This window comes from Corynebacterium sp. c8Ua_99, assembly GCF_039907185.1.
Classification (GTDB): Bacteria; Actinomycetota; Actinomycetes; order Mycobacteriales; family Mycobacteriaceae; genus Corynebacterium; species Corynebacterium jeikeium_D.
Genome location: NZ_JASBOG010000013.1, coordinates 25,636 through 45,285 on the forward strand (window position 1 = coordinate 25,636; position 19,650 = coordinate 45,285).

At 60.3% G+C, this 19,650-nt stretch carries 20 protein-coding genes and 1 tRNA gene; 9 read left to right on the forward strand and 12 right to left on the reverse strand.

Going from position 1 to position 19,650, the window contains the following annotated elements; genetic code table 11:
• Positions 1–4: 4 nt before the first annotated feature.
• Positions 5–643, forward strand: coding sequence for a hypothetical protein (locus tag QKE19_RS08295; RefSeq protein WP_347890780.1), 639 nt, complete (start codon positions 5–7; stop codon positions 641–643).
• Positions 644–964: 321 nt separating this feature from the next.
• On the opposite strand, the gene QKE19_RS08300 is transcribed toward QKE19_RS08295, so the two are convergent.
• On the reverse strand, positions 965–1,375 hold the full coding sequence (locus tag QKE19_RS08300; RefSeq protein ID WP_347890781.1) for a hypothetical protein: 411 nt from the start codon (positions 1,373–1,375) through the stop codon (positions 965–967).
• Between the two features lie 309 nt (positions 1,376–1,684).
• Here QKE19_RS08300 and QKE19_RS08305 point away from each other — a divergent pair, with 309 nt between their 5' ends.
• The 4 genes from QKE19_RS08305 (at position 1,685) to QKE19_RS08320 (ending at position 3,824) form a co-directional block, all read left to right on the forward strand.
• Positions 1,685–2,212, forward strand: a complete 528-nt coding sequence (locus tag QKE19_RS08305; protein WP_347890782.1) for an ImmA/IrrE family metallo-endopeptidase — start codon at positions 1,685–1,687, stop codon at positions 2,210–2,212.
• The gene (locus tag QKE19_RS08310; RefSeq protein ID WP_347890783.1) at positions 2,202–2,684 is read left to right on the forward strand and encodes a hypothetical protein; all 483 of its coding nucleotides are present in this window, start codon (positions 2,202–2,204) and stop codon (positions 2,682–2,684) included. The genes QKE19_RS08305 and QKE19_RS08310 overlap by 11 nt, the downstream gene beginning before the upstream one ends.
• A gap of 191 nt (positions 2,685–2,875) precedes the next feature.
• The gene (locus QKE19_RS08315; RefSeq protein ID WP_347890784.1) at positions 2,876–3,400 is read left to right on the forward strand and encodes a hypothetical protein; all 525 of its coding nucleotides are present in this window, start codon (positions 2,876–2,878) and stop codon (positions 3,398–3,400) included.
• A 4-nt stretch (positions 3,401–3,404) separates the two neighbouring features.
• Complete coding sequence (locus QKE19_RS08320) at positions 3,405–3,824, forward strand: hypothetical protein (RefSeq protein ID WP_347890786.1); 420 nt, start codon at positions 3,405–3,407, stop codon at positions 3,822–3,824.
• 3 nt (positions 3,825–3,827) lie between these two features.
• Here QKE19_RS08320 and QKE19_RS08325 read toward each other — a convergent pair whose 3' ends face one another.
• From QKE19_RS08325 to QKE19_RS08365, 9 genes are all read right to left on the reverse strand, one after another.
• The gene (locus QKE19_RS08325; RefSeq protein WP_347890788.1) at positions 3,828–4,421 is read right to left on the reverse strand and encodes a hypothetical protein; all 594 of its coding nucleotides are present in this window, start codon (positions 4,419–4,421) and stop codon (positions 3,828–3,830) included.
• A 36-nt stretch (positions 4,422–4,457) separates the two neighbouring features.
• Positions 4,458–5,027 (reverse strand): hypothetical protein, encoded by a 570-nt coding sequence (locus QKE19_RS08330; RefSeq protein WP_347890789.1) that lies wholly within the window; start codon positions 5,025–5,027, stop codon positions 4,458–4,460.
• Between the two features lie 13 nt (positions 5,028–5,040).
• Positions 5,041–7,098, reverse strand: a complete 2,058-nt coding sequence (locus tag QKE19_RS08335; protein WP_347890791.1) for a DNA polymerase — start codon at positions 7,096–7,098, stop codon at positions 5,041–5,043.
• Entirely contained in the window at positions 7,085–7,804 is a 720-nt protein-coding gene (locus QKE19_RS08340) for a hypothetical protein (RefSeq protein ID WP_347890793.1), read from the reverse strand. Before QKE19_RS08340 ends, QKE19_RS08335 begins: the two co-directional genes overlap by 14 nt.
• Before the next feature lie 17 nt (positions 7,805–7,821).
• Entirely contained in the window at positions 7,822–8,391 is a 570-nt protein-coding gene (locus tag QKE19_RS08345; RefSeq protein ID WP_347890795.1) for a hypothetical protein, read from the reverse strand.
• An 81-nt stretch (positions 8,392–8,472) separates the two neighbouring features.
• Positions 8,473–9,084, reverse strand: coding sequence for a hypothetical protein (locus QKE19_RS08350; protein WP_347890797.1), 612 nt, complete (start codon positions 9,082–9,084; stop codon positions 8,473–8,475).
• 1,687 nt (positions 9,085–10,771) lie between these two features.
• Positions 10,772–14,275, reverse strand: a complete 3,504-nt coding sequence (locus tag QKE19_RS08355) for a hypothetical protein (protein WP_347890799.1) — start codon at positions 14,273–14,275, stop codon at positions 10,772–10,774.
• A 68-nt stretch (positions 14,276–14,343) separates the two neighbouring features.
• Entirely contained in the window at positions 14,344–14,532 is a 189-nt protein-coding gene (locus QKE19_RS08360; RefSeq protein ID WP_347890801.1) for a helix-turn-helix domain-containing protein, read from the reverse strand.
• A 250-nt stretch (positions 14,533–14,782) separates the two neighbouring features.
• A complete protein-coding gene (locus tag QKE19_RS08365) occupies positions 14,783–15,490 on the reverse strand; it encodes a hypothetical protein (protein ID WP_347890803.1) in 708 nt (235 codons plus the stop codon).
• Between the two features lie 79 nt (positions 15,491–15,569).
• Between QKE19_RS08365 and QKE19_RS08370 the strand changes: the two genes are divergently transcribed.
• Positions 15,570–15,743, forward strand: coding sequence for a hypothetical protein (locus tag QKE19_RS08370; protein ID WP_347890805.1), 174 nt, complete (start codon positions 15,570–15,572; stop codon positions 15,741–15,743).
• Positions 15,744–16,218: 475 nt separating this feature from the next.
• Here QKE19_RS08370 and QKE19_RS08375 read toward each other — a convergent pair whose 3' ends face one another.
• Positions 16,219–16,443 carry a hypothetical protein gene (locus QKE19_RS08375; protein ID WP_347890807.1) on the reverse strand — a complete coding sequence of 75 codons (225 nt, stop codon included), beginning with the start codon at positions 16,441–16,443 and terminating at the stop codon, positions 16,219–16,221.
• Positions 16,444–16,927: 484 nt separating this feature from the next.
• Here QKE19_RS08375 and QKE19_RS08380 point away from each other — a divergent pair, with 484 nt between their 5' ends.
• Entirely contained in the window at positions 16,928–17,119 is a 192-nt protein-coding gene (locus QKE19_RS08380; protein ID WP_347890809.1) for a hypothetical protein, read from the forward strand.
• Positions 17,120–17,668: 549 nt separating this feature from the next.
• Positions 17,669–18,877 carry a site-specific integrase gene (locus QKE19_RS08385; RefSeq protein ID WP_347890810.1) on the forward strand — a complete coding sequence of 403 codons (1,209 nt, stop codon included), beginning with the start codon at positions 17,669–17,671 and terminating at the stop codon, positions 18,875–18,877.
• 39 nt (positions 18,878–18,916) lie between these two features.
• Here QKE19_RS08385 and QKE19_RS08390 read toward each other — a convergent pair.
• Positions 18,917–18,998, reverse strand: a tRNA-Leu gene (locus tag QKE19_RS08390).
• Between the two features lie 223 nt (positions 18,999–19,221).
• Here QKE19_RS08390 and QKE19_RS08395 point away from each other — a divergent pair.
• Positions 19,222–19,617, forward strand: a complete 396-nt coding sequence (locus QKE19_RS08395) for a hypothetical protein (protein WP_049172873.1) — start codon at positions 19,222–19,224, stop codon at positions 19,615–19,617.
• Positions 19,618–19,650: the final 33 nt, after the last annotated feature.

Genomic DNA, 19,650 nt, shown 5'->3' on the forward strand with positions numbered 1-19,650 from the left:
AACTATGAAAGATACACAGAAAATTTACAATGCAGCTGGGCGCGCACGCGCGGAGCTAGAGCACCGGCTACAGGCCGCGGCGACTGCCGCCGACGACTCCGCAATGTGGGCCGCAGCCCCCGCACTGCTCCGCGACATGGAGCACGCGGGACAGCTTGGGACGTTGCAGTGGCACCGCGACGCGCTAGGCGCGCTGCTCGATTTCGGGGTGCCACGTCGGGCGGTGGCAACACTTGCCGAGGTCTCGCAAGAGCGATTGTTTAAGTTCGTAACTACTCGCGCGCCTGGCTTGAAAACGGTGCCGGTGAAAGCCCCGCCTGCCCCTACGGAGGCTGCAACGCGCCTCATGCGGCAGGCGCTGGCGCAGCTGCGATTTACGTACGAATACCGCAAGGCGGGGCTACAGAGCAGCCAAAGCAAGTCTCATTTTGACGCGGGCGATGTGGCAGCCTGGCTCGCCTGTGAAAAGCTCACGGAGCTAGACAGGTTGAGCATTACCAAGGGGCTGGGAGCCTGTCGCATGGCAGGTCTAGCGGTGGCAGACCTCGCACGGCTCAGGGTCACCTCCGACGCGGTAATGTCGGCTCGACTGGCGGTTGTACCTGGCTCTAGGCCGCAAGACCCCCTCATTCCCCGGGTATAGACCCCAAAATCCCGCCTCATTCCTGGGAAAACAGGACTCGGGGCGGGTTTTCTGTCGCTCGGAGTCTAGGACTTTAACCCAAACTGTCTAGGGCTTTAACGCTAAGCGTCTATGCCCGTTTCCCTAGTACAAAGCGTACTTTTTATGGTCTAGACCCTGGTCTAGCACCTGGTACAAGGTACAGTCTGCCTGCCACCTGCGACCTGCCGCAGGCCACCTGTTCCCTGCTGCCTGTAGACTGCCACAGTGCCCGGCAGCGGGCGAGTTTTGACGCACGAAAAAGCCCCCAGGAAATGTCTCCTGGGAGCTAGCTACAGGCCGCTACGCAACAGCCTTTCGGTGCGTGTGGCGACGCTGCGGCAGCACCAAGCCCGCCATTTCAATCTGCGGTCGAGTGACCGTCTTCGACTCCACTTCCGTCGTGATTGTCTCCCGCCAAGTGTCCTGCGCAGCGTTGACCGATTCCACTGCCGCGTTCACCGTGCGGTCTGCCTCCGCCAGCGTCTCCGCATAGTCCGCGTCCATCTCCTCGCTAAGCGCGGCACGCTGCCGCGCCTGCTCCTCCTCAAGGGCTGCCATACGCTGCTCGCGCTCGGCCTTGACCTCGTTGTAGGTATCGGTGCGCTCGGCTACTGCCTCCTGGTACGCGTCCTCTGCGCGGTCGTAGGACTCCTGGGACTCGGCTACACGCGCCATAGCTTCCTGCTGACGCTCGAAAAACGATGTATCCATTGGGTACGCTCCTTAAATCAACTCTGGACACTTGACCTCATTCTAACACGCGTGTGCGACTACGGCTAGAGTGCAGAAGCGGAAACATTTTCGGCAGCGGGCCACATTTTCCTAGGTCATACGTAGAAACCGCCCGGCGCGATTGCACTGCTGCATGAGGCGGTGCAGAGTCGCGTCGGGCGGGGCAGCTCTCAGGCTACAAGGTGACGGGTAGCGCAGGTAATCTCCACGATGACCGCTGCATATATACCACCTACATAGTTGACAGCTCGGTATACTTAACTACAGAAAGGATTGGGGTGATTTGAGATGCTCATTTGGGAAGCAGCACGGCATCACGCGCGAATACTCCGAAAGGTACACCCTATCGGAAATAGAGGACTTCGAGACCTTACCCGTCTTGCGGAAGCCTACGAAGCTCGTGTCTTCCTAGTCCCTCTGGAACCGCATTTATCCGGCCTAGTGGTTAAGAACCAGCAAGAGGGTGCCCGTATCTATATCAGCCACACCGATTCCCCCGTACGCCAGCGGTTTACGTTAGCGCACGAGATTGGGCACCTAGTAGACAGGCTAGAGCTCGCAAATGACGATGAGTACTCATTTGTAGACCACCGTCAGCCCGGTAAGTACGACCTCCACGAGTTCTTTGCCGACGAGTTCGCAGGCGAACTCCTCATGCCCGCGGAGGAGATGCTTAAGCTTCGAGAGGACAAGGTCCCCGAAGCCGTAGTGGCCGACAAGTTTGGAGTATCTATCCCCGCAGTCAGGAAGAGATACCAGAGACTAGACAGAAGCCCTCACCGTGACGACTACCAGGTCGAAGCGCATGTCGCCTAACCGACAACCCTCCGTCGACCTAGACAAGCAAGAGGAGGCTCTCCTTCATACGAAGGCAGAGGAAGCCTCGACAGACACGGCAAAATCCCCTGAAGCTGTGAAAACAGCTAAGGCAGCAACAACTGACGCCGAAGAGATAATGGCGGTACACAAGGGCCGATTAAAGTCGGACCAGATATGGCGTACCGTTTTCCTCTGCCTCTTCACGGGCATTCTGATTTTGACGATTGTGGGAACGGGGTATGGTCTACGGGCGCTAGTTGCAGCCGACGAGTTCAAAGGCGTAGTAGCAACAGGGTTCTTTGGCTCAGTAGTCATTCAGGTAATGGGTGTAACCATTGTGATAGCTAAGTTCTTCTTCCCTGAAGGCGGAGGAAATACCGAACCTCCGTTGCCTCTCGGCGAACTGCGCTCCCAATCGTCAACCGACGACTGCAACACAGAGCACTCCTCCGAGTTCCGCCACAATTAGAGGAGATAGGTAACGAGTGGGATACGCCAGTCGCCTTGACCGACCTCGACTTGGGGTGGCCGAAAGGCACGGGTCTTTCATTGCGGCAGGAAGTGAACCATTCTATAAGTGACAGTCGCCCAGCTAATACATCGCTAAGGGGCAACCTGTCACCGACGGTTTGGTAAGCGCACTCGCGAAAGGCTCCAACCATGCACACGCGCCTAATATCCCTGCTAACAGCGGCGGCAATCAGCGTCGCCAGCCTAGGAACTGCGGCACCCGCCCAGGCCCAAGTGGACGAGAACCTCGGGTCTATCGCAATCCCCTACGTTCTATCCGACACCCCACCTGGCGAGGGCACCACCGCCGTTCGAGCCGCCAAGGAGTATGGCCCCTGCACCTTGTGGCTCGACTACATACACCTACGGAAGTCGGGTAACTGGGGAACCGTCGGCTTCAAGCCGCACACAAAGTGCAGCGTCCCGGTCACCAGTATCAAACACAGCTCCGACTTGAGGTACAAGTATTACACCGCGTGGAGGCTTGCTCTAAGCGGGGTGCGCGATTCTGCCTACAACACGAATCGTCTAGACCAGAACAATATTGCCTTTACATGTAACGGCAAGGTAGACACCCGCTTCATCGGTGTCACATTGGGAACTATCGTCTACCACGGCAAAACATACTACGCCCGAAGCTACTCCAAGGTCGCCAATCTCCCATGCAGGGTGTAGAACCATGACTATGAAAATTGTCGTCTGTGTCATTTATCCTCGCTACCCGGATAACACTGAACCTCTCGGCGGGTTCGTCGAGTCCGAGGAGGCCGCCCGCAAGATAGACGACTGGTGGCGCGCACAACCCGGCGACATGATAGGTACGTGGGAAGACTTCGAGGTCGAGGTCAATAGCCGCGACCAACTCCTCTACGGAGTGTTTAGCGGTACACCCGCCCACAAGATTGACGAGCCAGACTACTACGACCCCATCTGTCACGGGGTGTACACCGACCGCAAGGTGGCTGAACACGCGGCAAAGCCCGAAACTATGTGGGAGGCCAACAACTGCCCCCCGAAGTTCGTCCTCCCGTTCCGCCTGGGCTGGAAGTTTGACCGGTATTTCCCCGATGGAAAGCCGTGGCCACCAGACCAGCTGTGACGGCTACGCCGTCTTTCGCGCGAGGATTGGCGCGTCCGCTGCAAGGCCACCGCAGCCGACTATCAGGGTGTTCTCCACGTAGCGGGTGACCTCGCGGTCTGCCCAGTACGGAGCACCCGCGTAGTAGTCACCGAGGCGTGCGACGCGGTACACGTCCACATCGTCGGGTACGTCCGAGTATGTCAGCTCTACGCCGGTGCGGTATGCCTCCTCGACCAGCTGGCCGAGGGTCACCACGTCGCTGGTCAGCAGGTGGTAGAGGCGGCGTGTGCCTGCTCCGTGGAACCACCAGTAGCGCCAGGTGAAGTCACCTAGCGGGGAGACCTCCACCTCGGCGGGGTTTACCTCGTCGTTCATCTCGTCGAGGAGGTCAGCCACGCGCTGCTGCGCTGCCACATAGGTAGCAGGGGCGCGGCACACCCTAGACAGCGCCAGGTACAGGTCGTCCTCTGCCTCCTCCGGGTCGCCCGGTAGGCACTCGGCGGCGGCAGTGACCCTCTCCGCTGTGTCAGGAGTAAACGTTACGGAGGTGACCACACCGCTGCGTGCGGTGCATATAACGGTGACAGTACCGTTGTCGTTCTCGATAATGTGCATTGGGTTTTCCTCTCTGCCTGGTGTGGCGGGCGGGGGTTATGCGGTGGGTGGAATCTCCGCCAGTGCCGCACCCAGTCCGGGCGGGGCGGATACTGCGGTAGCCGCCATGCGACAGCCAAATGTGGGGGGCAGCGGGAGCGTGTTGCCGACACCCGCCACCTGCACCCCGTTACCACTGCGGGTCGCGTCTGCAGACACTCCCTCGATAATCAGCAGGTTGCCCCAGGTGCGGGTCGGCACTCGACCAAACCGCTCCTGCCACCACTGCTCTAAGCCGTCGCCGGTCATGGCAATGTAGCCGTCGCCCTGTTGAATCTGGGCGGCCAGGTTGGGAACTTTGCCGTCATTCTTCGCGCTCCAGTCCACTACAGCCTTATGCCAGCGCTTAGCGGTACCCACGTTGTCTGCCGGATACAGCACAGGGTCACCCGCGGCCTGTTTCTGCGCCTGCTTGCTTCTGCCGTCTACCGGCTGACCTGTCTCCGGGTCGAGTAGGTAGGTCGCCACCCCACTAAGGCACAGCGTGTACGCGGCGTAAGCTACGTCGTCCACGGTGTGCTCTGTGAGGCCGAGTAGCGGCGTGAATCGTGAGCTTGCTCCAAGCACTTTGGTTTCCTCCTTAGACTTTCTGCCAGTTGGTTGTGAGTGCGTGCGCGTCGGTACAGAACTTGTGGCCGTTAGCTCGGACGGACACCCTTGCCAGCGTGGTCATGGCACCCTGCATAAGCTGCTCGAACTCTGCTTGCGCGTCAGCGTCCACCACTAACTCGTCGTGGATAGCCAGGTGAATTTTGTGCCCGATACCCTGCTGCTCGGCGGCATAGATGGTCTCTGCCAGTACGTCGTAGGCGGAACCTTGGCACAGGTAGTTCTGTGCCGTGTAGCCGCGGTAACTGCCGTCGGGGTTCTTCACGACCCGCAGCAGTCGGCCGCTAGCTGACGCTATGTAGCCGTGCTTGTCCGCTAGGCGCTTCTGCTGCCGCAACTTCCGGTCAATCAGCGGAATCGCAGAGGTGACCCGCCACTTAAGCTGGCTCGCCGCGTCAGTGGACATACCCAGCTCCTCAGCCAGTGCAGCCAGACCCTTGCCGTACATCAGCCCCAGCAGAATGACCTTTGCCTGCTTGCGGCCTGCATGGTTACGGGCGCAAGGGAACTCTTCGGCTTCTTTGCCAGACAGCTCGGGCGGCGGGTAGTCAGGCAGTCCCTCGGGAATGAGGCCAGCTGCTCTCGCCACTGGAATGTACGGGTCGGCTCCACCCTCTACCTGCTCGACGTAGTGCCAGTCGCCCGCCAGTGCTGCAGCCGTCACAGGCTCTACAGCCGTCCAGTCGATTGACACCCAGTTGTGTGCGACAATGCAGCGGCGGCCTGGGTCGTTGAACTGCTGCAGGGGCATGTCCGTGTACGTCATTCGGCCAGTGGCGGTGTCCATGACGTGTGCGAAGGAGCGTGCCCGACCATCTGCAGCGCGGGAAGCTAGCGCCTTGCCAACGTAGTTGCGGTCAGTAGTCTGCACCTCGACGAAAGCTAGCCAATCGACAATACGCGGGTCTGTGACCTGCTTGCCGTCAACTGTCGCAGTGACGGTCTCCAGGCTGTCAGCAGAGGTGGACAGGGTGGTACCGCCCGGCGTGTACGGGTAGTCCGCGGGGTCAATCTTGCCCTCCGCCAGCAGCGTGTTGATAACCGCCTTACGGTTAGGTTTGTACCTAACCCACAGCGGCGCGTCGGCTGCAGCAGTGTTGTCTGGAACCAACCAGCCCATCTCTACAAGTGCCGGGACGGTCGCGGACAGCTTCTCGGTAGCCTCCGCGTAGTAGCGGGCGCAGTAGGCCCCGTCTATCTCGAAACCTCGCGTGTTGGCACGAGTCAGACACCTGTTCACCACCTGCTCGCGGTAGAACACGTGACACGCCTGGTCGTAGCTAGGCCTGTACTCGGTGTCCGCGTTCGTCATGTCCGCTAACGCCGAGGTCTGCAGGACGGACAGCAGCTGCGGCAAGTACACCACATCGGACATGGCACCAATCGCGTAGGCCGGAATGTCGATGTCGCCGTCGTGGTACCAGTGGTTGCCTTTGTCAGTTTTGCCGGTCGTGAAACCGTGCACCTTAGCTACCGACTGCAACGGCTTGGTCGCGGGGTCTGCACCTACGCCGAGGAACCTCCACAACAGCTGGGAGAGGCTGTTCTTCTTCTCGAAACCCGTGCCGTTCGCAGTCAGGCGCTTTACCAGGCGGGCGGCGACAATCGTGTCCCACGCTCTGTCCAGCCAAGCGAGGTCGGTCACAATCCCAGACTCGTACAGCGCGATAGAGTCAAAAGGTAGGTTGTGGAAAATGAGACCAGGCGCTTCGGCAAAGACTCGCTGAATCAGCTGCCGGTGGTCGGCGCGGCGAGGGTCTAGCAACACTGCCAGGCCACCGTGGTCGTCGTCCATGTGCCCGAAAGTTACACACTTCACCTGGCAGCGCTCGGCTACCTCCAGCCCGGCTGTTTCGGAGTCAGCGCCTAGCTTTACATTGCGGGAAAGCAGCTCCTCGACACCCTCCGCTGCCCCGTCACCGGCGTACATGCGGGTGCCGTCTACATCGAGGCAGCCGTTCCAAGGTGGAGTCTGCGGCAGTTGTGGGCTGTAGGCCAGGCGGCACTGCAGCTTGCTAGGAATCGTCATGGTTACAGTCCTCCTGTGGGTGCGGGTTGCGATACATCGGGTTGCTCTCGGCAATGTAGTGGGCGGCTAGCGCTTCTTCGTCGGAGATAGGAGCGCCCAGCTTGTGCTGAATAACTCGGGCGCGTGCGACGCGTCGCAGCCCAGGCACTCGCGCAGTCAAGGAGCGGATAGTCCACCCTTTGCGCTCAGCTAAGGCCAGTACGTCGTAGCCTGTAGCCCTGCCGTTGACTAGCGACGACCCCCACAGCTGTTTCAAAGCGCCGTAGCAGCCCGTGCCCTCGAACCTCCAACTGCCCAATAAGCAAACGTCGTTGGACAGGTCGTGCGTTGGGTAGCCCCACGTCTCCAGCTGGGCGGTTAACTCCTTAACCTGCTGGCGGTACGTGCCCTCTGCCGGTTGGTAGTTATCCACCCCCATACCCTGCCCCACACCAGGAAACGTTTTTGCGGCGTAGAGGTAATCGCCCAGTGCCTGCAGTCGGTCACCGGAGTGCCCAATCAGCTCGCCTCCCCACAGGACGGTCAACTCCATATCCAAACAATCGTGTGTGAACTCTCGCAGGTTCTTGTATGGGGTAGCTACTACTGGGTAGCTTCCGTACGCGCGGGAGTGGAGCAGGTACTGGCGAGGACACGAGAGGTCAGGTATGAACTCGTCCACAATAATCTGCCGCTGTGCCCTGTCTAGCGTCTCGAACTTCGACATTTTCAGTCTCCTGTCTCCTACGCTGCAGCCAGCTGCTGCAGCGTTACCAGTTCAGGCGCAGTCTCTCGCGCGAAGCGGGCGGCGCACACAGCGGAAGCCCACAGCCTCGGATACTCTTCCGGGTCAGCAGCCCACAGCTCGTCTACAAGCAGCTTGTACTCGCGCTTGAGGCGCGCAAGGTACCGCCTGTCCTCGGCGGCTCCTGGGCCGTCTAGGACTAGTCCGCGCGGCTTCGGCAGCTGGTAGCTAGCCGTGTCGTCTGCGACTTGGGCGAAAGCCTCCAGCACCTGCAGCTCGGTGGCCTCCTCTAGCGGAAGCAGTGCAATCAACTGCTGCACCGTTTCCTCGCGCTTAGAGGTCACCTCGATTAGCTGGTTGCCGTGGCGGTAGACGGTCAACCGCCACCCGGTGCGTTCCGAGGAGACGGTCAGGCCGTGTGCTGGAACCTGCCGCTTCACTCGGTCAGTGGTGCGCTGTGCCTGCAGCAGCTTTTCGTCGCTGTCTGCAAGCATGACCGCCAGTGCCCGCTTCGTGTAGCGGCGGCTAGATAGTCGTTGAATCTTCTGGTCGCGTGTTTCGCGGTACATGAGAAAAAGCCTCTCTGTGTGTGTTGTGTGTTAGTTACTGAACTGCGTGGACTGTCCACTGTGCCCAGCAGTCGTGTTTTCTTATGCCTCGTTAAGGTTTGCCTCTACCGCGCCGATTACGACGGCGGCTAGTACCTCGACCTCGGACAGCAGACGGTTAGCCTGTCCCAGGCCGCGCGGCTGCTGGCGGGTCAGCGTGCCGATTGTTACGAGGACTGCCCGCAGCTCGTCGTTTGACAACCGCCCGCTCCATGTCACCTGCTGCAGGCAGCCAGCCAGCTGGCACTCGGCCACTACCTCGACGACCGACAGCTCCTCCAAGGCCGGAGGAAAAGCTTCCTTTCGTGCAGCCAGTGCCTTTTTGCAATCGGCCAGCGATTTCACTTCCACCGTGAAGCGCCCCATCTCCAGCAGCGTGGACGTGCCAGGGAGCGCATCTCGGTCTACTCGGGACTGCTCAATCAGCTTGGCGGCCACTTCGTTGTTAGTGTCCGTCGTGCGTGCGTCCCGCCACGCCTCTACGTCGTCGAGACGATACATGTGTGTGCGTTCACCTGTGGTCGTGTGCCGCGGCAAGTCGCCGCCAGTGCGTCGTCGCCGTGCAATCGCGCTCGACGACATTCCCAGTAGTAGTGCCAGTTCCTGTTCGGATACCCACCGTTCTGCGGGGGTAATGTTCACGTTGTTTCTCATGTGCTCATCTTAACGTGCGCTTTTGGATTAACGCAATACCCAATATGCCCCGTGACCTGCGTAAATAGTTGACACCTGTAAACGGTTCAACGTACCGAACTCTTGCTCCACAGGCGTTTTACCTGGTCAGAAGCACCCCCGGATAGTTTGCCTTGTACCCACTCCAGTAGTAACGTGAAAGGGTTAGTACAAAGTTAACGTGACCAAGAACACACTTTCTAGGCTGCAGCTTTGCGTGTGGCGGTCGCTTTCGCTGTCGCCTGTGGCCTTTTCCTGCTACCTGCAGCATGTAGCAGGGACAAGAAAAGGGCAGGTCGCTGGAAACTGCAGCGGGTGGCCTATAGGCGCGTCGAGAGGTGGCAGTGGGCTTGATACAGCAGGGCGAGGCCAGGTGGCCGCCAGCGGGCGGCTGGCGGCTGGTTACGGGTAGCTGTGGCTGGCAGCGTGCAAGACGCACAGCTGGTTACTGGGAGCTGCTGCAGGCGGCCTGTAGGTGGGTCGGCACCGACGGGCGGCTAGTTACAGCGGTGTGTTGCTCTATGGCCCGCAGCGGGCGACTGGCGACTGTTTGCGGGTAGCTGTGGCGCGGAGCAGTTGACAAACCCGGTCATGGTGGCCGTGGTTGAGTCTGCCCACCCCTCTTGACCGTGCAGACGGGAACCGTTACGCGCAGCGTAATAGTTGGCGCGGGCGATAGTGCTCTGCCTCGTGCGTTAGGCGGCGTGCAGCAGGAGGCTTGTAGACGCGTCCAGCAGCGGCTGCGGCCTATCGCAGCAGACTAGTGCTCTGCGGCCTGTAGCGGGCAACTGGCGGCGGGTTACAGGCAGCTGTGGAGGTAATTGGCGCGGTTGCAGTTAAGGTCGTCCTGACCATACCTGCACGGCCACCTTGACCGTGCAGACGGAACCGTGGTCAATCTTGCGACGGTTGCGGCCAACTGTGTCGAGAAGCAACACAGTCGGCAGGCTACAGGTAACGGGGCTGCCTAGTGCGCTAGGCGGCGTGTAGCGGGTCGCAGCCAACTGTTGTCAACACGACAAGGGTTGCGCAGACTGCAGCGGGCAACCACAGCGGAGAATAAGCACCACACAACCTGCCGTCAGGAACTGCCCTAGGCGGCTCGTAGGCGCAACGAGGGTGGCGCGTGGCTAAGTTACAGCGGGGCGCAGCCAGGCGGCCTGTAGCGTGCGGCTAGTGGCCTGTAGTGGGTAGCTGCGACGGGTCGCGGCCTTAGTTGCCAGACTTAGTTGCCAGACTTAGTTGCCAGGCTTAGTTGCCAGGCTTAGTTGCCACTTGGCAATTAAGGTGGCAACTAAGGAAACCCGCAGGTCAGACAGCATATTTAGAGGGCGACAAGTTCCTTAGTTGCCAAATTGCCAAAGTAGCCGTATCGGGCACCCGGCTACTTACTACAAGTTGTATGTAATAAGAAGAAGAAGATGACTCTACACCCCCGTGCATTAACAAATAGGCAACTTAGTGTGTGCCTAGTTGCCGCAAGTTGGCAATTTGGCAACTAAGGAAAATTCCGGCCGAAAAAACTGCCTCTGACCTGCTAAAATGCTTAGTTGCCACGCTAATTGCCAAGTGGCAATTAAGGGTGGAAATTAAGGGTGCTTGCTACTTTTTGTACACAAAAGTACCCCTTAGCTCGCGCCAAGGGGTACTACCTGCGACTAGTTGCTGGTTACTGGTCGTCAGGTCGGGTGGCTAGGCGGTACCTAAGCGTCTCGCGTGCGCTGTCTCCGTACCCACCTCGCTTCTCCTGGACGACTGTTCCCTCGCGACAGGCCGCGTCTAGCAGGGGGCTAACTTTTCGGTGGTGCTCACGTACGGCCTCGCAAATCTCCGAGCGTGTGTGCCAGGCGTGCGGGGCTTCTCCCAGGAACGTGGTGATTGCCACCCGAATCACCTCCGTAGATTGCGCCTCGCTTTGCTCTGCAGCCCTACGCGCCTTGAGGATTACGCCTTGCCGCTTGGTCTCCTCCTTGACCTCCTCCTCGCTTAGCTCGTGGATTACCCAGTCGAGTGTGGACTCGGAAATCTCCTGCCAGCAGTCGGCCACGTCGTAGTCGGTAGCGGTTATGTGCGTGCGCCCGTTCATTACCGCGTGGACGGTTGCCATGCGCATAACGTGACCAAACCAGTGCTTGTTTGCCTCGTCCTTTCCGTCGTCGTCGATACCGGCCATGCGCTGATTCTCGCGGTCGGCCTCAACCATCTCCTCGCACCAGGTGACGCGCCCGTCGTGTGCTGTGTCTGCAATTGTGACTAGCGGGTGCAGGTCTGCGGGGCGTGCCACAATGCTCGGGGTAATCGCCGCCTCGTAGACCTGTCGCGCGGGAACTCGCAGGAACCGCTGCAGAAAACCCTGCCCTGCCGTCTCCAGTAGCCCTTGCGCTTTCTTCGTCTGCAGTGCCAGGGTGACTGCTACTCGCACCCCGCGGAAATCATCAGGTACGGGGATTACCTCGCCCTTGCCACTCGTCGAGGGGAAGCTTGGTCGCCCGTTCCAGATAGAGGACAGTGTTGTGTCCACTCCAGAGCCGGTGCCCTGGTTGTCTCCTGCTCCAAGTGCCTTGGTCATGCTGACCGCTTCGTCCCAGTAGAAGTAGCGGCGCTCGCGGTCTTTGACCCGTAGCACCTCGCGTCCGAACTCATTTTCCACTCGCTCGCACAAGAAGTCGCGCATACCTGCTGCAGTGCCGACATTCTGCCCCTCGCCTAGCGACAGGTTAATCGCCTTGTGGTTTTCTCCCGGTGCCTGCGCCTTTGCCTGCAGCTCCTTTACCTCCTCTCCTAGTTTGGTCTTTTCCTTGGTTTCAGCCTTTGTCAGCTCGCCGTCTGCCTCCAGCTTCTCCCGTAGCTTCTCCAGCGCCGCTGTCTGCTCCTGGAGCCTCTGCTGCGCCTCCTGCCGCTTGGCAGCTTCTCGTGCGCTCGCTTCTGCTACCTCGGATAGGTGCTCCTCGGCAAAGCGGAAAGTGCGCGCATTCTGCGTGACCGACTTGCCACCGCCGGACTGCGACACAAGTGCGACAAAGATGTTAGGGGGTTGTGTGTTGCCTCGGACAGAACACTCAAAGCCAACCGCAACGCGGTGCGATACTTCCTGGTACTCGCGGAGTAGCGCTCCCGTGATTGAAGCGTTGGGGTGGTTCTCGCGGACGTTCCAGAACACTGCCTGGTGAAGCGGACTCGCGTTCATTAGCTCGACGTATGTGGCAGGGTCTACCGGGAACCCGTCGTGTCCGTACTTCGCTTTTCGCTCTGCGCCAGGTACCTCCGACCAGTAGGGTGCTTTACCTGCTCGCCGCCTCCTGTCAGGCCACAGGTTAATGCGCAGCTCCAGGACGGACTTGTCAGGCAGCTTGCAGCCCCATGCCTGCTCCAGCTCCGCCACCAGGTCACCCACCCGCTCACAGTGCCGTGCCCAGACTGCCTCCAGCTTGGCTTGTTCTTCCGGCCACTTGGCAAACGTCTGCGGTACCTCGTCCAGTGCGGTCGGCTCGCCCTTGGACTTGCGGCGGTCACGGCGTGTTGCGCTCGGTGGGAACGAGGGCAGTTCTAGCTGCTCGTCGCCGTAGTCAGGTACCGGCTGCTGCTGTGCCTCCCGCTGGGCAAATGTTACAGGGGTAACTGCTGCAGCGGAGGTAGCGGCCTGCCCCGTTGCCTGCGGACTGCCGAACAGCGGCGGTAGCTGCGCCGCGTACAGTGTCGCCTCGCCAGCTGCTACCTCTACCAACTCCTCATGCTCCGTGCTGCCCACCACAGTCGCCTCAACATAGACGGTTGTCTCGCCGTCCACAGTTACAGCGTCGATGTAGCGGACGGGTGCAGGGTAGTCTGCTGCCCACTCGAAGCCTGCCGCTTGCAGGTAGTTACGTCGTAGCCGCTGCAGCTGCTGTGAGTGTTCCGCGGCTGTCTTATCCGCGTGCAGGATTGCTCCGTAGCATTTCTCCTTGGGGAATCGGGGAATCTCTATTCCCTCGCCCACGAGTGCAGCCTCCCAGTCGCCGCGGTAGATAAGCGCACAGGTTAGCTGCCAGGCTCCGTAGGACTGACCCGCGTCGTAGGGCTTCTTGCCCTCTGTCGCCCTGTAGAACGCGTCGGCTACCTCGTCGGGAACGTTCGGTGAAAAAATGTTCAGCAGTTCGTTGCCTGTCGAGTCGCTGTACCCGGTGACTGCTGACCGGTCGCTGGCGTGGACTCCCGGCGCTGTCCACTGCTGCGTGCCACTGCTGTCGGCACCTGCGTCGGTAAAGCGCCAGTCCTCGGAGATACGCGGGTCGCCCAGCACGTCTGCAACAGTGTGCTCCATCTCCCAGGCCGCAATGAAAGCTGCGGTGTTGTCGCTGTAGCCCCAGCCCACTCGACCGAACCCGCGCGGGGCGGTGTCCGCGTCCATTTCCTCCACGAGGACGGACATGTTCTGGGCTTCTGACTTCTTCTGCTCGGCTGCCCGCTTACGCTCCAGCGCCGCGCCGCCTACCTCCATGATGTAGGCGCGTAGTGCTGGCGGACAGTTGATTACCCGCCCCGTGCGGATATACCGCCCCTCGTCAAACTGACCGTTGACCCTGACGGTTGGATAGGTCAGCGCGTAGCCGCCCTCCTGTGACCGGAACAATACCTTGACTCCGGTACCCGAGTCCCAGCTCCAGCTGGTGCCTAGCGCGTCCTTGGCGGCCAGCAGCTCCGCGTCTGACTCGTCAAAGCGGAACAGGACATGTGCGCCCCTGTCGTGCGCCTCACACAGCTTTCCTTTTTCATTGACATACTCCTGGCTGCCCGGAGTCGTCTCGTAGATAGCGGACTCGTCGAGACCTAGTGCCTCGGAAATGGAGGCCCACTCCGCCTCACCGTCCGGGTCAGCGATTGCTGTCAGTCGGGTGGGCACCGCTGCGAGGTTCACGACACCGCCTCGCAGCTCCACGCCCCGGCGAATCAGCTCCAGGTCGTCAGTGCCCCGGTTATCGCGCCAGTTGATTGCCTCACCTGGCTTCTGCTCCGCGCCGACCTTGGCAACCTTGTGCTGCTGCGGCGTGTCCAGTGACTGTGGTGCTTCAATCAGCATGACGCGGAAACCTGCGGCAATCAGCTCGCGCGCGGTGGCTTTTACCTGCTCACCGTGGGCGGCAGGGTCGTCGATAGTGCAGACAACAGGAGCGTTGTCTGATACAGTTGTGTTCATAGGTTCAAATCCTTTTCAGCATTGTGTGTGAGGGGCCTCGGGTGACCGCCCGAGGCCTCTTTCTTTGTCTAGGCGGCAATCCGCGGGGTGAATTGGCGGGCGGCCCACGCTTCTACGTCCTCGCGGTCGTAGACGATGTGGCGGCCAAATCTTGTGTGCGCTGGGAGGTCTCGCCCTGCTTTTCGCCAGCGTTGCATCGTCCGTTGGGTCACGCCCAGCAGCTCCGCTACTTGCGGCTCGGTCAATGTGTCCATCATTGTGGCTCCCTGTGTTGTGCAGTGTGTTCTCCTACCCCCAAATTATATGTCGCCCTCGGTCGCTTTACAAGGTATTTTCATGTGTTGACCAGTGTCAACACGTTACTGCACGTCGCTAGCGGTCACCCCCGCCGCCAATTTTGCATTGACCCCCCTACCTACCTCGTGCTACCCCCACTCCCCCACTCCCCTGACCTGCATTTTCCTTGTCCCCTACGCGTGCCCCGCGCCACGTAACGCGGGGCTGTGGCTAGTTGGTGTGTAGCGGCACTGCGAACTCGTCTTCCGTCCAGGACACAGCCCGACGCGACGGCTGGACTATCTCGCCGTCACCGTCGATAGTCGGCCCGACGCGGCTACCCGCCTCGGAGGTGTCCACGCCGCGTCGGGCGTGAGCGGCAGCCGCCTCGGGGTTTTCCCACTCGTGCGGTACCTCGTCGCCGGGCTTCAGTGGCCCGCGGACGGCGCTCTCTGCCTCCGCTGTGTGGTCGGGTTCCGCGTCCTCCCACACGTGACTCTCGACCTGCTGGGTGAGGTCAGGGCCACGGTCAGGCTCCCGCACACTGTGCTCGACGAGATGAGTGTAGTCAGGCCCGCGGTCTGGGCTGGTCACAGTGCCCGGCTCCACGCGCCCGGCGGCTGCCACCGCGTCCGTCTCCGCTGCCTCTGCGCCGTTTGCGGTCGCGTCCAGTCCCGCGGCTGCTTTATCGAGGTTGTCAGCGTAGGCGTAGTGCGCCACGCGCCACCTCTCTAGGGCAACCTCGGCAGCGGCTAGCGGGGCGGCGAACATCGGCGAGACTCCGCCGTCCACGGAGGCCTGCGAGAAATCTGCTTTCACGGCTGCGAGCATTTCCGTCACGGTGTCGTCGGCCAGCTGCCGGAGGTCGGCGGCAATCGCCCGCGTCTCCTCCGCAGCGTGTCGTGTGGTGTCGATATTGATTGCGATGTTTTGTGTCATGTACCCCATTTTACCTGCGGTAACGGTAGAATAGGAGGCAAGTTTTGACACATGTTTTCTATGCCCAGGGAGACCCAAAATGTACGTTGTAGACCTATCTACTGGAGCCGTGAGCCGCGTCGGGCGGCCTGTGGCGGGTGCCAGTGACCCGGAGGCTGCCTATCGCCTAGCTGCCATGCTGAACGGGTACGAGCGCCCGGCTACGGCGCAGGAGGCCGCCACGGTAGCCGCGCTGCGGCGGCTGGCGGCATAAGGCCCAGGCAACCATGTCGATGTTCGACACGGTTGGTAGGGGTGGTCATAACGACCACCCCTTGCACGGTCATGGTGGCCGTGCAGGTGGCGGTCAGTTGTGCCCCTAAAGGGGACGACTGAAGCCGTGCGCCTCGACTACAGCCGCCAGCATAAGCGCCTCAGTGGGAAGTCCTGGGCAACCATGGTACGGACGACCATGGTTGGTCGCGCTGCGGCGGCTAGGGGCACGAAAGGCCCAGCCAGTTGGGGTCATCGTGCCCCTGACTGAAACCTGCACGGTCAAGGTGGCCGTGCAGGTGGCAGCATAAGCGCCCCGGCAGGGTGTCATGGACAATCGTTACGGTGACCGTAACGGTTGGTGCGGACGGCGGCGGGCGGCATGAAGAAGCCCCAGCCGACCGTTGTCAACATGACAAGGCTTGGCGACTGGTGGCATGAGAAAACCCCGGCCATGACGACCGGGGCTGTGGAGTTTAGAGGGTCACGAGCTGCTGGGGAGCTGGTAGATAGGCCTCTAGCTCGTCGAGCGTCATCTGGGGTACCGCGTCGCTGATACCCGAGGCGAAACCAAAAACCAACATGTTCAGCTTGAGCACCGCCTGCGTGTACTGCTCCCTATCCTGGTAGCAGAAAACCGCTTCCGGGAAAGTTATCATCATCGTCTGGTTGTTGCAGACCGCGCGGTCGAGGTCAATCATGGTCGTTCTCCTTGTGTCCTGGGTTTGTTACGAGGTAACAGTATCGGGCACCCCGGACTAGCACCGGACACTTTCGCACAGCCGTGCGAGACGGTAGGCTAGGTGCCAGGTCGCCCCTTACGGTCGGCCCCGGGTGCCCTCGCCGCGCGACCTAACCCAAATAGCTTTATATTCAAACATGCCCCGGGCGCAATCCCCCTCCCCCGCGCCCGGGGCGGGGAGATACGCATGGCAGACCTCGCCGCGCTTCGCGCCATTCTTGCAGGCACCGCGCCCTTGGCAGGTGTCCATGCAGCCGCGCGGGGCATTTCAACCGCAGAGGCGGAGTCGCTGCTCGGCGTGCCCGCTGGCACACTCGCCGGGGTACATGCCGCCGCGTGCGTGGAGACGGCGGCCTGGTTGCGTGCCTGTGGATAACTTGGCCCGGCCAAAGCTTTTTCCATCTGGCCTAGACAGCCACACTGTGGCCGTTTATTTTTGAGGCATGACATTTGTAGAACTTATCAAGAATGACCCAGAAGCTGCCCTAGCCCAGATTGAGCGCGCTCCACAGGAAGTAATCAAGGAACTGCTCGGTTTCGTGAAGTACAAGGGCGAGGTCGAAAACATCAAGCTCGCCGTGGACTCCGCACTCGACAAAATGCCGGACGACGGTAGCGAGTCGCGCGACAAGTAAACCCCTGCAAAACATAGAGCAAACGCCCTACCTGTCCATAGGTAGGGCGTTTAACATTTCTCACCCGTCTAGCGCCTCCTGGCTGCGGGCGTGCGGCTAGGCAACAGTGCCGACGCGCTGCCGCGTTAACCACGCGTCCAGGTCGGCAGGGTCGTAGAGGCACATTCGCCCGCAGCGGATATACGGCGGCCCTTGCCTGCGACTGCGCCAGTTCGCCAGCGTCCGCGGGTTGAGATGGAGGTGCGCGGCTGCTTGCTCGGGAGTGAGTAGCCGCTCGTGTAAACCAGTTGTTTTGTCGTTGCGTTTTGTCATGAATATGACCCTAAGCACGACCGGGCACCCGGCTTCACGGAGAATCACTGTTTCCGCAGGTCACCCTCACAGGAAGCGGTAATCCTGATAAACGCTTAGGTAAAGCTTGTGCCAATCTTAGTAAGCACACCCTCTACCGGGGGCAGGTTTTCAGTGACCCTTAACGTCCCAGTATTGTTGACAAGTGTCAACACCTGGTAAAATCGCCACTTTTACCTCACGCCCAGGAGGTCACACATGGCAAAGCGCTACCCACCCGGCAGGACACGTGTAGACCGCAACATCTACATATGGGTACCTAAGGACAAGCCCCGCGAGGCTAGATACCTCGTGATTTATAAGGCCGCCGGAGCGACGCAATACGGCCCCCACCCTTTCGACACGTTGGCGGAGGCCCGCGCCTGGCGAGACCACGAGCTACCGAAAGCCAAAGCCAGGCTCACGGGTTCAGCTATCCCCCACGCGACCGTCGCCGACTTCTACTCCCAGTGGGAGGCTGACCTCTCCACCTCAGGGGAAACCCGCCGGAAGTATCTTCGCTACTGGAAGCAGCGTATTGAGCCAGAGTGGGGCACGCGACTGTGCAGCTCCATTACCACCCCACAGGTGGTCATGTGGCGTGACCGTCTCCTCGACGACCTCACAGAGGGGTCAGCGAAAGATATAGTCGGTATCCTCGGCAATCTGCTCGAATACGCGCGAGAGGCGGGGGCTATCGACTCTAACCCCGCACGGGGTCTACGGTGGCGCGGACGTAGCTCCCGCGCCAAGCAGCAGAATATCTTGACTCCCTCACAAATTGCCTCGTTCACCGAGGAGTTGCAGCGTAGCCGTTACGACGACAAGGTTGGTTACTCCTCCCTTGTGCTGTTCCTTGTGGGAACGGGCTGCCGATATGGCGAGGCCACAGCACTCACAGTCGGCGACGTGGACTTGGTAACTGGCACTGCCGTCATTCGCCGCACTGTGACCCGCAGCGAGACAGGCAAAGTTACCGTTGGCTCGACCACCAAGACAGGCGAGACCCGCACGGTGTCTATGCCTCCGCAAGTTGTGGAGGCGTTGCGACCGCGGGTTGCAGACCGCCACCCCACCGAGTTGGTTTGGCACGCCCTACGCGGTGACGTGTACACGCCTCTCCCCATGCCCGCTACGTCTCACTCATGGTGGAGTGAGGCAGTGACGCGGTGCGTGGCCGAAGATGACACATTTCCTAAGGGGCTGGGTCGCCATGACCTCCGTCACACTGCCGCGTCGCTACTTATCTCGGCGGGGGCGAACGTGTTGCAGGTGCAGCGGCAGCTGGGTCACGCTAAGCCGTCGATTACGCTCGATACCTACTCGCACCTTTTCGACTCGGGATTGGGTGCAATCGGGGCAAAAATGGGCGAAATTTTGGACTCGGGTTGTAGTGAGGTTGTAGTGGAGAGCCGCCCTGAAAAGTAAAATACCCCGTGACCTGCATAGTCACGAGGTATATATATGTGCGCCTGGGGAGACTTGAACTCCCACGCCCTAAGGCACTGGAACCTAAATCCAGCGCGTCTGCCAATTCCGCCACAGGCGCCCGTCGCGAATCCGTGACAGTTACGTACAGTCCCCGTAAGCATGGACTACTGATAAGCCACCTACAGGCGCAACGAACTTTCACAGCTCATTTGGACTGTACACACTTTAACGGGTTTGCCGCAGATTTCCTAATGTCCTAGCTGAATTCCTAATGTCCCATCCCCTGCCTTATCCAGCGAGCGCGCTAGCTTGGCAGGTCACGGACTAGCTATGGTGGTTATGTGTCCACTTCACAGCATCCCAATACCACTGACAAGCCAGCGAAGATTCCCACTCGTACCCGCGTGGTGCAACTAATCTTCTTGGCTCTTGCAGTCGGCGCCACTCTTGTACTCGCCTACTGGCAGCTCAGCAGGTGGAACACAACCAGCTCATTCCAAAACCTGGGCTACGCACTGCAGTGGCCAGCTTTCGGCCTGTTCTTTATTTGGGCCTACCGCAAGTACATGGAGTACGAACGCGAACGCCTGAGCGGCAATAGCGAGGCCGCATTTGAGGCTAAAGACGATGTCATGACGGAAATTCCAGACGAATTCCTGCCGACCAACCCGGATGGCTCGCGAAAGGTGCAGCGTGTGGATGAGACACAATCGACGGATTCTGGCACCAACGCCTAGGCGATAACTGCTTATTCGAGAAAAGGACTTTTA